Below are 11,901 nucleotides of genomic sequence, written 5' to 3' on the forward strand. Positions count from 1 at the left end.
ATTTTTAACTCGCTATCCCAAACTAATCGGGATTACAGCTAGGCGACCAGCGAGAAAAGCCTCTGAGCATAGTCATACTATGTGATGAGGTTTTCGAGCGCCCGTCAACAACGCTGTAATACTGAGTAGGCAGGGATCAGCAGTAACCGTAATTCATAAGACGTTGATAACGGCGCGCCATCAGCGCTTCATCATCAAACTGCTCAAGCTCATCAAGCTGACGAAGCAGTGTTTGCTTCATGTTTGCTGCCATTTGCTTGTGGTTACGATGCGCGCCACCTAGTGGCTCTTCGATGATCTCATCGATTAGCTCTAGCTCTTTTAGACGCGGAGCGATTAGACCCATTGCTTCTGCGGCTTGCGGCGCTTTATCTGAATCACGCCATAGGATTGATGCACAACCTTCTGGTGAAATAACTGAGTAGGTTGAGTATTGCAGCATGTTTACGTAGTCACCGACACCAATCGCTAGTGCACCACCTGAACCACCTTCACCAACCACGTTACAGATCACTGGCACTTTAAGACCAGCCATCACTTTAAGGTTTGTTGCGATTGCTTCAGATTGACCACGCTCTTCGGCACCAACACCTGGGTATGCACCGGCCGTGTCGATAAAGGTAATGATAGGCATGTTAAAACGCTCTGCCATTTGCATTAGACGCAGCGCTTTGCGGTAACCTTCTGGCTTTGGCATACCAAAGTTACGTTTCACTTTCTCTTTGGTTTCACGACCTTTTTGGTGACCAATGATCATCACTGGACGACCTTCTAGACGCGCCATACCGCCCACGATCGCTTTGTCGTCTGCGTAGTGACGGTCACCGGCTAATTCATCAAACTCTGTAAAAATATGGTCGATGTAATCTAGTGTGTAAGGACGCTGTGGGTGACGAGCTAATTGAGCCGTTTCCCAAGCACCTAAATCACTGAACGTTTTCTTTTTAAGTTCTAGGCTTTTCTTCTCTAGTTGCTCAATCTCTTTGTCGAGATCGACACCAGCCTCGCCACCATGACGTGATACGTCGCGTAGAGCTTCAATCTTAGCTTCAAGTTCTGCGATAGGCTTTTCAAATTCTAGAAAGTTTAGGCTCATCTATCGATCCTTTTTGATTCGGCAACGTGTACCAAATTTAGTTAAATTCGAGTTCTACTTGGTCAGAACCAAGCAACTGTTTTAAATCATCTAATAGAGCATCACTTGGCGTTACTCGCCACTCTGTACCCATAGTCAAACGCGCTCTGGCATCTTGACGTTGGTAATAAACGTGAACAGGAATTGTTCCTGCTCGATGAGGCTCTAGTATCGAACTAAAGCGCTCAAAAAATTGGCTGTCGATTTGCGATTCGCTTATCGAAACAGAGAGACCGCGTGCGTATTTTTCACGCGCAGCGCCAAGGTCCATTACCTCGCGCGCGGTCATTTTAAGGCCACCATTAAAATCATCAAAGCTGACCTGTCCAGAAACTACCAGAATTTTATCGTTTTCAAGCAGTTCTGCATACCTTTCTAGCGCATCCGAGAACAACATCACTTCCATGCGACCACTACGATCATCAAGCGTCATAATACCGATACGTGTACCACGTTTGGTCGTCATCACTCGCGAAGCGATTACCAGCCCCGAAATCGTCACCGACTGATCACGTCGGGTTGGAGTCGCATCTTTTAGTCGACAACTGGTGTACTTGCCCAGTTCCTTGATATAGGCGTTAATTGGGTGACCCGTCAGATAAAGACCAAGCGTTTCTCGCTCACCCTCTAGCCATACTTTTTCTGGCCATGGTGGCACTTTGGTGTATTTGTGCTCAACCTCTTCTGGCGCTTCGGTCAACACGCCAAACAAATCAGACTGACCAAATGCTTCAGCTTGGTGATGTTGGCTCGCCGCTTTAACTGCATCATTAAGTGATGCCATTAAAGCCGCTCTATGTGGACCTAGTCTATCGAGTGCACCGGCATAAATCAGCTTTTCGATTACGCGTTTATTGACCTTCTTAAGATCGATACGCGCACAGAAATCGAATAAGTCTTTAAAATGTCCGTCTTTATTACGTGCCGCTAAGATCGCTTCAATCGGACCTTCACCGACGCCTTTTATCGCCCCAATACCGTATACAATTGCACCGTCATCATCAACGTTAAAACGGTATAGACCTGAGTTAATATCCGGTGGCAATACTTTGAGCTTCATGCGAAGGCATTCGTCGACCAGACCAACGACTTTCTCGGTGTTATCCATATCGGCAGTCATTACTGCCGCCATAAATTCTGCTGGATAATGGGTCTTAAGCCATAACGTTTGGTAAGACACCAGCGCGTAAGCGGCTGAGTGCGATTTGTTAAAGCCGTAGCCAGCGAACTTCTCTACCAAGTCGAAGATCTTCATCGCCAACTCGCCGTCGACGCCATTTTTCACCGCACCCTCTTCAAAGGTGGCACGTTGTTTGGCCATTTCTTCCGGCTTTTTCTTACCCATTGCACGACGCAGCATATCTGCCCCACCTAGGGTGTAGCCAGACAGTACCTGGGCGATCTGCATTACCTGTTCTTGGTATAGAATGATGCCATAGGTTGGATCGAGGATCTCTTTCAATGACTCGTGTTGCCACTTTTCATCAGGATAAGAGATCGCTTCGCGTCCGTGCTTACGGTCGATAAAGTTATCCACCATGCCCGATTGTAGTGGGCCCGGACGGAAAAGCGCTACCAGTGCGATAATATCTTCAAAACAGTCTGGTTGCAGACGTTTGATCAGCTCCTTCATGCCGCGCGATTCAAGCTGGAATACCGCAGTAGTTTCCGAGTTTTGCAGCACGCGGAATGAAGCTTCATCTTGCAACGGAATCGACTCAATACGTACGGGGGCTTCACCGTTACGCTCAAGACGCGGGTTAATCAAACCCAATGCCCAGTCAATGATGGTTAAGGTACGCAGACCTAAGAAGTCAAACTTAACCAGACCCGCCGTTTCGACGTCATTTTTATCAAACTGAGTAACAGGGAAATGGCCTTCTGCATCGGCATAAATAGGCGCAAAATCTGTAATGGTCGTTGGCGAGATAACCACACCACCAGCGTGTTTACCCGCGTTTCGCGTACAGCCTTCAAGGATACGACACATGTCGATCAGCTCTTTGACTTCCTCATCAGCGGCATAAAGATCCGGAAGAGCAGGCTCGGCTGCAAACGCTTTCTCTAGCGTCATACCAGGATCAGGCGGCACGAGTTTTGAAATTCGGTCAACGAAGCCAAATGGGTGACCTAGTACACGACCCACATCACGAATAACCGCTTTAGCCGCCATGGTACCAAAAGTAATGATCTGCGATACCGCATCACGACCGTACATTTCAGCGACGTGATCAATCACTTTGTCACGTTTATCCATACAGAAGTCGACGTCGAAATCGGGCATGGATACACGTTCTGGGTTCAAGAAACGTTCGAATAGTAAGTCGTATTCAAGTGGATCCAAATCTGTGATTTTAAGGGCATACGCCACCAACGAACCCGCACCCGAACCACGACCAGGGCCAACCGGAATGTCATTATCTTTTGACCACTGGATAAATTCCATTACGATCAAGAAGTAACCCGGGAAGCCCATGTTATTGATTACTTCCAGTTCAATTTCGAGACGCTCATCGTACTCGGGGCGACGCTGTAGGCGCACTTCTTCATCAGGAAACAAAAATTCAAGACGATCTTCCAGACCCTCTCGTGATTTCATCACCAAGAATTCGGTCTCTTCCATGCCTTCAGTAGGGAAGGCAGGAAGGAAGTATTCGCCAAGGCGAACCGTGACATTACAACGCTTAGCAATCTCAACACTGTTTTCTAATGCTTCTGGAATGTCGGCAAACAGCTCACACATTTCCTCTTCACTACGCAGATATTGCTGAGGGCTGTAGTTCTTCGGACGACGGGGGTCTTCCAGTGTGTAACCATCGTGAATTGCCACACGGATTTCATGGGCATCAAACAGCTCTTCATTGAGAAAAACCACATCGTTTGTCGCCACGACAGGGAGATCTTTTTCCAGAGCCAGTTCCAACGCAAAGTGCAGATAACTCTCTTCGTCAGCACGTCCCGTGCGGGTCAGTTCAAGGTAGTAGCGATCAGCAAAATGTTGCTGATAGAAATCGACACATTGATCCACCAACTTTTTGTTGCCTTTCAACAAGGCTTTGCCCACATCACCGCTCTTACCACCGGAGATCAAGATCAAGCCTTCAGCCAGATCGACCAACCACTCGCGGTCGATAACCGGTTGATGTTGCACGTGGCCACGCAGATAAGCTTTAGAGATCAGTAAAGTAAGATTCTTATAGCCGACATTATCAGCCGCCAATACCGTCAGTTTGACCAACTCATCGCCAAACTCAGGAATTTGCATAGCAAAGTCAGCGCCAATAATTGGCTTTACGCCGCAACCATGGGCTGTGCCATAGAACTTCACCAAGCCACACAAGTTAGTGAAATCGGTTAATGCCATGGCAGGCATGCCCATTTCGGCAACTTTCTTCACAAGCGGTGGCACTTTGGATAGGCCATCCACCATGGAGAAATCACTGTGAACACGAAGGTGAATAAACTTTGGATCTGACATTAATACTTTCCGGCTTTGACGCTTAACTGACTATTCTACGCGATTACTCTTCGAGTCCGAGTGCTTTTTTTACTGGTTTAAAGCTTTTACGATGCTGTTCTATCACACCATGTTGCTCAATGGCTTCAAAGTGCGCTTTGGTTGGATAACCTTTATGCTTGGCAAAGCCAAACTGAGGATATTGCTTATCCAATTCTTCCATCTCTTGGTCACGCACAACCTTGGCAATAATCGAGGCAGCACTGATTTCAGCCACGCGTAAATCGCCTTTCACGACCGCAAGAGAATCCATTGGCAACTGTGGGCAGCGATTGCCATCAATCAGGGCCAAATCCGGTTGCACGTGCAGACCTGCAATCGCGCGCTGCATCGCCACCATAGTGGCTTGTAAAATATTCAGCTCGTCGATCTCTTCTGGAGAACAGCGACCAACAGACCAAGCCAGCGCCTTGTCTTTAATTTCAGGCAATAGTGCTAAACGCTTTTTCTCGCTGAGCTTCTTAGAGTCGTTCAACCCTTCAATTGGGTTATTAGGGTCAAGGATTACTGCGGCAGTCACCACATCGCCGACCAGAGGCCCACGGCCCACTTCATCAACACCAGCAATCAATTGATAGCCCTGCGGGTACTCAAATGGTGGTAATTCTTTTTTTTCTTTCGTCATACTGCTTTATTCATTTCAATTAGGTTTAATACCGCTTTGGCCGCTTGCTGATCCGCATCTTTACGGATCCAATGGTGCATCTCGGTAAATTTACTCACCATAGCTTCGCCATGTGCGCCGAGTAAACGCTCCACCTCTGCCGCTAAATTGTCTGGGGTGCACTCTTCCAGCAAGTACTCTTTAACCAACTCTTGATCGGCCAGAATATTAGGCAAAGAGACGTATTTGGTTTTGACAAGGCGACGAGCAATAAAGGCAGTGATCGCATTGACGCGATAGCCAACCACCATTGGTCGCTTAATTAACATACATTCTAACGCGACAGTGCCAGAGGCCAGCATAACCGCATCAGAAGCAGTAATGACATTCTTAGCCGTATCGTCAATCAGCTTAAACTCCAGCTCTGGAGCAAACTCTTGCCACGCAGCTTCAAACTGCTCACGACGCTTTTGATTGACTAATGCAACGACAAAACCAAGCTCTGGATCTTTAGCGTGCAATAATTTACACGCTTGAATAAATGGCTCAGCCAACATTTTAAGCTCACCACCCCGACTGCCGGGCAGCACTGCTAACCAACGTTTATCTTGCTCTAAGCCAAGCAGTTCACGGGCGGGGGCTTTAGCGGATTCCAAAGGAATCGCATCAGCCAAGGTGTGACCTATAAACTCACACGGTACATCGAACTTATCGTAGAACGCTTTTTCAAATGGCAAAAACGCCAAAACTAAGTTGGTTGCCTTGGCAATACCAAAAATGCGCTTTTGACGCCATGCCCATACTGATGGACTCACGTAATGAACGGTTTTAATACCCGCATTTTTTAGATCGAGCTCTAGGCGAAGATTAAAATCTGGAGCGTCAATTCCGACAAAGACATCTGGTGGATTGGTGGTGAAGTATTTGACCAATTCAGCTTTGACTTTTAGTAAGCGTGGTAAGCGACCAAGCACTTCCACCAAGCCCATTACAGACAACTCTTCCATATCGAACAGAGATTCGCAGCCTTGAGCAATCATTTTTGGACCACCGATGCCAACAAATTCTGCGTCAGGGTATTGCTGTTTAATGGCTTTGATAAACCCTTCACCTAAGGTATCACCGGATAATTCACCAGCGACGATACCAATTCTCAGCGGTCTTTCCATCGTAAATTTTCCCCAGCTTAAAAACACAAAAAGATCGCAGTTCATCACTGCGATCTTTTGATACTAATTAGAGCTCAATCGCTTAGCGAATAATGCCACGTTCTGTGGATTCAAGCATCTTCAACATTGGCTCGATTGATGCCCATTCTTGCGCCATCTCCGCCAAAACTGGTTTTACTTCTTCTAGAGTCTTACCTGAACGGTAAATCTCTTTGTACACTTTTTGCAGTGCACGCAACTCTGGTTTCTCAAAACCGTTACGTTTTAGCCCCACTAGGTTTAGACCAAATGGTGAAGCGTGGTTACCTTGAGCCAGTACATACGGTAATACATCTTGCACAACTGCAGAGCAACCACCAATGTAGGCATAAGCACCAACAGTACAGAATGGGTGAATTGCAGACAGTGCCATAACACCCGCGTAATCACCGACTGTCACGTGACCACCAAGAATCGCATTGTTACCAATGTGAGTATGGTTACCAACAATAACATCGTGCGCAACGTGTGCGTTCACACACAGCAGGTTATCATTGCCAATCACAGTGGTCGCTTTGTCTTGTACCGTACCACGGTGGATCTGTACCGCTTCACGAATCACATTACGATCGCCAATCACAACCGTGGTGTCTTCACCGCCGTATTTCTTGTCTTGGTTCTCTTCGCCAATCACTGCGTGTGGGAAGATACGATTATCTTTACCAATCGTCGTGTGACCTTTGATCACAACGTGCGACATGATTTCAGTGCCTTCACCAATTTCTACATTAGAAGTGATGTAAGTGAATGGGCCAACGGTAACGTTAGCACCGATTTTTGCACCTTCTTCAACCACCGCCATCGGGTGGATTTGAGCAGTTTCATGAATCATAAATTAAAACTCTCGACGAGCACACTTAAGGTCAGCAGAACATACTACGTCGCCATCCACTTTCGCTGAGCATGAGAACGCAGCGATACCACGACGCTCCTTCACAAACTCAACTTCAATCACTAACTGATCGCCAGGCGTGACTGGCTTGCGGAATTTTGCGTTATCTACGCTAGCAAAGTAGTAAAGCTCGTTACCTGACGGTGCACCAAATGATTTGAATGCCAACAAACCTGTTGCTTGAGCCATCGCTTCAAGGATCAATACACCAGGAAATACAGGAAGTTGTGGGAAATGACCAGTAAATTGAGGTTCATTTACAGAAACGTTCTTGATCGCGGTTAAGTATTTCGCTTCTTGGAAATCTGTTACGCGATCAATTAATAAGAATGGGTAGCGATGAGGTAGCAATTCCTGAATCTCAGTAATATTCATCGTTTTCTTTTCTGTATTCAAAGTCATATTCCTATTTTGAATGCTAAATTCATTTTTCTGGCAGGCATTATACCCAAGTATGCGACTGTTGCTATGTAGATCAAGCCGCATAGAAGTATATAGACAAAAAAGACCCGCCCTTTGCGAGTCTTTTTTTAGAAACGGAATTAAGATTCCGTTTTCTCTTCTAACTGTTTTTCAACAGCCTTGAGACGTTTGTTCATTTCATCAATGCGGTGTACGCGTGTTGCAGTTTTGCGCCACTCTTTATTTGTTTGAAGTGGGATACCTGATGAGTACATACCTTTTTCGTCGATACCACGCATCACCATACCCATACCAGTAATGGTTACACCATCAACGATTTCAATATGGCCATTAATTACGCTCGCGCCACCGATAATGCAGTACTTACCTATTTTGGTACTACCAGCGACAATTGTACCACCAGCCATCGCTGTACCATATCCGATCTCTACGTTATGAGCGATTTGGATTTGGTTATCAATAATCACGTTATCCGCAATCACAGTGTCATCTAACGCACCACGGTCAATTGTGGTACACGCACCAATTTCGACACGGTTACCAATGCGAACAGTGCCAAGCTGAGGGATTTTAATCCACTCGCCTTTTTCATTCGCGTAGCCAAAGCCATCACTGCCGATCACTGTGTTAGATTGAACTAGACAGTCGCTGCCCATCTCAACCTGATGATAAATACTAACATTGGCCCAAAGCTGAGTATTGTTGCCGATCTTAGCATGTTTGCCAATAAAACAACCCGCGCCAATCACAACATTGTCACCAAGCTCGACACCCTCTTCGATTACCGCATTCGCACCAACCGACACATTAGCACCAATTGTCGCTGTTACAGCGATGACCGCTGAAGGCGCAATAGTTGATGCCGCTTTCGGTGTCGAGTCTAACGCTTGCGCCACTTTAGCAAAAGCGACATATGGGTCATCGACAACCAAAGCATTGCCTTGACACTGCTCTAATTGAGCGCCTTTCACCATAACTATTGTTGCTTGACACTCAGCTAAGTGCTTTGCGTACTTTGGATTAGACAGGAAGGTTACGTGACCTTGCTGTGCTTTATCCATTGGCGCAACCATGGTTACAGTCGCTGCGGCGTCACCATGTAGCTCGCCCCCGGTAATTGTTGCCAATTCGGCTAATGTCAGTGTCTTCATAAACGTCTATTTTAGTGATTTGATTACGTCTTCAGAGATGTTGTACTCAGGTTTTGAGTATTGAAGAGCTGTGATATCGATAACTATATCGTAGCCTTTCTTCTCTGCTACTTCTTTTACTGCTTTTTGAATCAGTTGGAAAAGCTTCGCTTTTTCTTGTGCTTCACGACGAGCAGACGCTTGCTCTAGGGCTTGCGCTTTTACTTTGTATTTGCTGTCAAGTTGACCAATCTCAATACGGATTTTTTCAACTTCATCTTGACCAAGTAGCTCGCCATCACGCTTCAGCTTTTCAATCTTAGTTCTTGCTTCCGCTTGAATCGCTTTTAATTCATCGGCTTTGTCTTTGAACTCTTTCTGCATTTGTTGCAGCACCGCTTCACGTTGAGGAAGCTCTTGGAATACTTGTGCTGTATTAACGTACGCAATTTTCTGTGCAGCTTCTGCCGCGTGAGCGAACAGAGAAGATGTCATTACCAAAAGGCCAAGACCAGCCGCTTTAATTGTTTTATTCACTTTAAAGTCCTTTAATTAGAAGGTTCTACCGATAGTGAAAGTGAAGAATTCTTCGTCGTCACCTTCATAAATTTCAATTGGTTTCGCAACCGAGAATACCAGTGGTCCCATTGGCGACATCCACTGCAGTGCTACACCGTAAGAGGCGCGATAGTTCATTGGATCAGAATAGTCATAGTAGTACTTTTCATCCACACCATCACGGAATACGAATTCCGTATCCCAAACACTCGCAGCATCAACAAAGGCACTGGTTCGAATTTGACTACGAACCTCTTCAGAAGCGAATGGCGTTGGGAAAATCAACTCTAGGCTCGCAAGCGCCACCGCGTTACCACCTACTGAGTCATCTGTTGCAGTCGTACAACCATTGTTACCACAACTGCCACTGCGATCGGTGTATACCGCACGAGGGCCTACACTATTCGAGCCAAAACCACGCAATGAGGTAAAGCCACCCGCATAGTAGTTTTCGTAGAATGGGAACAAGTTATCGTTGCCATCCGTCTTACCATAACCGTTACCATACCCCAAACGACCACGCATCAACAACGAGAAGTCATGCTTCTTAGTCAGCGGAATGTAATTTCTTACATCATACTGAAGCTTAAAGTACTTCGCGTCAGAGCCTGGTACGGTCATCATGTAAGAGGCACGTTGGTAGTTACCTGCCGTTGGGAAGTAACCACGGTTTAGGTTATTGCGTGTCCATGATAGATTGATATCAAAATCATTGGTTACAATATCGCCTTCCGCCTGACCAATACTCTCTGCGAATAATGCAGCTTGATCGTAGGTCGGTACATTACCAATCTTGTTATGAGTATAGCCAATACCAAATTCGAAACGATTTAACTCATCAAATGGGAAACCCCAAGTTAAGTTGGCGCCATAACTTTCGTTGGTGTAGTCGACAATACCCGCTTCAGACGCTTCAAAGGTGTTGTAGAAAACTTTACCGCCAAGGCTTACACCATCAAGGTTCCAATATGGGTCGCGATACTCTAACGTTAGGTTTTTCGAGTAATCGTTCATCATCGCACTGATACCAACGCGATTACCAGTACCAGCAAAGTTATCTTGTTGCAGACCAACTTGGAAACTGATTCCCGACTCTGTACCGTAGCCAACACCAAAGTTAATGCTGCCAGAGTTCGCCTCTTTCACCTTGTAAACAAGATCAACTTGATCGTCACTACCAGGCACACGAACCGTTTGTACATCAACAGTTTCAAAGAAGCCAAGACGATTTAAGCGCCCTTTACTGGTTTCGATCGCTTTAGAGTTAAGCCAGCTGCCTTCCATTTGGCGCATTTCACGGCGCAATACTTCATCTTTGGTTGCATTGTTGCCAACAAAGCGGATATCACGCACGTAAACACGTTGGCCAGGGTCAACGTTAACAACTAATGAAACTTGCTTGGTTTCTTCATTAAACTCAGGAATAGTGCGAACTTGAGGATAGGCATACCCCGCCTCGCCTAAGACGCGTTTCACACCTTCTTCTAATGAAGTAACCGCTGAACCTTTATAAACCTCACCAGGTTCAAATGTTACCAAGCGTTCAAATTCAGCTTCTTTACCAATAAGGTCACCGCGGAACTTAACGCCCTCAACCGTGTACTGTTCACCTTCGTCGATAATCAAAGTGATATAAACACCTTTTTTATCTGGTGAAATAGAAACTTGCGTTGAAACAACTTGGAATTTTAAATAACCACGCTCAAGGTAGTAGGTACGCAACGCTTCAATATCGCCGGCCAATACTTGTTTTTGGTATTTATCATCTGAAAGGAAATTCCACCAAGATACGTTCGCATTAAGATTGAAGCGCGACATCAGCTCATCATCAGTAAATACCTTATTACCGATAAAGTTGATTTGTTGAATCTTAGCCGATACACCTTCAGTAAAAACAAACTTCAAGTCAGTACGGTTGCGTGGTAAAGGCGTAATTACGGCCTGTACTGTTGCATTGTATTTACCCACACTGTAGTAAAAGTCTTCTAAGCCTTTCTCGATGTTTGACAAGGTCGTACGATCGAGCGCTTCACCAACTCGAATACCTGACGCATCCAAGTTCTGTTGTAACTGCTCATCTTTTATCGCACTGTTGCCTGAGAACGAAATCGTCGAGATTGTTGGTCGTTCAGTGACTTGAACCATTAAAACGTTGTTATCTCGAGACACCTTAATGTCTTCAAAGTTACCGGTTGAATAAAGAGCTCGGATAATTTCCGCCACGTCTTGATTACTAACGGTGTCACCGATACGAATAGGCATTTTCAATAGTGCCGCACCAAGCGTTACACGTTGTAAGCCATCGATTTGGATATCTTGCACTACAAAACTTTCTGCTGCGTTTGCTGAAACGCTGGTTGCCAAAAGTGTTGCCAACAGAATTTTTTTCATCGCCATATTTGTTTTAGTTATTCCTTACTACAACCTTCATCCA

At 45.8% G+C, this 11,901-nt stretch carries 9 protein-coding genes; all 9 read right to left on the minus strand.

The features are described 5' to 3' along the window. Window positions 1-136 precede the first annotated feature (136 nt). The 9 genes from accA to bamA all read right to left on the minus strand — a co-directional run bounded on the left by accA (window position 137) and on the right by bamA (window position 11,864). The gene (accA, locus tag IRQ95_RS13775; protein WP_194437473.1) at window positions 137-1,096 is read right to left on the minus strand and encodes an acetyl-CoA carboxylase carboxyl transferase subunit alpha; all 960 of its coding nucleotides are present in this window, start codon (window positions 1,094-1,096) and stop codon (window positions 137-139) included. A gap of 37 nt (window positions 1,097-1,133) precedes the next feature. Beyond that, window positions 1,134-4,613 (minus strand): DNA polymerase III subunit alpha, encoded by a 3,480-nt coding sequence (gene dnaE / locus IRQ95_RS13780; protein WP_194437474.1) that lies wholly within the window; start codon window positions 4,611-4,613, stop codon window positions 1,134-1,136. Between the two features lie 43 nt (window positions 4,614-4,656). Beyond that, complete coding sequence (rnhB, locus tag IRQ95_RS13785) at window positions 4,657-5,277, minus strand: ribonuclease HII (RefSeq protein ID WP_194437475.1); 621 nt, start codon at window positions 5,275-5,277, stop codon at window positions 4,657-4,659. Next, the gene (gene lpxB / locus IRQ95_RS13790) at window positions 5,274-6,425 is read right to left on the minus strand and encodes a lipid-A-disaccharide synthase (protein ID WP_194437476.1); all 1,152 of its coding nucleotides are present in this window, start codon (window positions 6,423-6,425) and stop codon (window positions 5,274-5,276) included. Before lpxB ends, rnhB begins: the two co-directional genes overlap by 4 nt. An 82-nt stretch (window positions 6,426-6,507) precedes the next feature. Next, a complete protein-coding gene (gene lpxA / locus IRQ95_RS13795; protein WP_194437477.1) occupies window positions 6,508-7,296 on the minus strand; it encodes an acyl-ACP--UDP-N-acetylglucosamine O-acyltransferase in 789 nt (262 codons plus the stop codon). A gap of 3 nt (window positions 7,297-7,299) precedes the next feature. Further along, complete coding sequence (gene fabZ, locus IRQ95_RS13800) at window positions 7,300-7,752, minus strand: 3-hydroxyacyl-ACP dehydratase FabZ (protein ID WP_194437478.1); 453 nt, start codon at window positions 7,750-7,752, stop codon at window positions 7,300-7,302. Between the two features lie 146 nt (window positions 7,753-7,898). Further along, window positions 7,899-8,930 carry a UDP-3-O-(3-hydroxymyristoyl)glucosamine N-acyltransferase gene (gene lpxD, locus IRQ95_RS13805; RefSeq protein ID WP_194437479.1) on the minus strand — a complete coding sequence of 344 codons (1,032 nt, stop codon included), beginning with the start codon at window positions 8,928-8,930 and terminating at the stop codon, window positions 7,899-7,901. 6 nt (window positions 8,931-8,936) lie between these two features. After that, window positions 8,937-9,446: an OmpH family outer membrane protein gene (locus tag IRQ95_RS13810; protein WP_194437480.1), complete on the minus strand. Its 510-nt coding sequence runs from the start codon at window positions 9,444-9,446 to the stop codon at window positions 8,937-8,939. Window positions 9,447-9,461: 15 nt separating this feature from the next. Continuing rightward, on the minus strand, window positions 9,462-11,864 hold the full coding sequence (gene bamA / locus IRQ95_RS13815; RefSeq protein WP_194437481.1) for an outer membrane protein assembly factor BamA: 2,403 nt from the start codon (window positions 11,862-11,864) through the stop codon (window positions 9,462-9,464). Window positions 11,865-11,901: the final 37 nt, after the last annotated feature.

The sequence above is a fragment of the Vibrio fluminensis genome, from assembly GCF_015278125.1.
Classification (GTDB): domain Bacteria; phylum Pseudomonadota; class Gammaproteobacteria; order Enterobacterales; family Vibrionaceae; genus Vibrio; species Vibrio fluminensis.

Coding starts and splice junctions, on each gene's coding strand:
- bamA (WP_194437481.1), bottom strand. CDS start 11,864: ATGGCGATGAAAAAAATTCTGTTGGCAACACTTTTGGCAACCAGCGTT.
- lpxB (WP_194437476.1), bottom strand. CDS start 6,425: ATGGAAAGACCGCTGAGAATTGGTATCGTCGCTGGTGAATTATCCGGT.
- lpxA (WP_194437477.1), bottom strand. CDS start 7,296: ATGATTCATGAAACTGCTCAAATCCACCCGATGGCGGTGGTTGAAGAA.
- rnhB (WP_194437475.1), bottom strand. CDS start 5,277: ATGACGAAAGAAAAAAAAGAATTACCACCATTTGAGTACCCGCAGGGC.
- accA (WP_194437473.1), bottom strand. CDS start 1,096: ATGAGCCTAAACTTTCTAGAATTTGAAAAGCCTATCGCAGAACTTGAA.
- dnaE (WP_194437474.1), bottom strand. CDS start 4,613: ATGTCAGATCCAAAGTTTATTCACCTTCGTGTTCACAGTGATTTCTCC.
- lpxD (WP_194437479.1), bottom strand. CDS start 8,930: ATGAAGACACTGACATTAGCCGAATTGGCAACAATTACCGGGGGCGAG.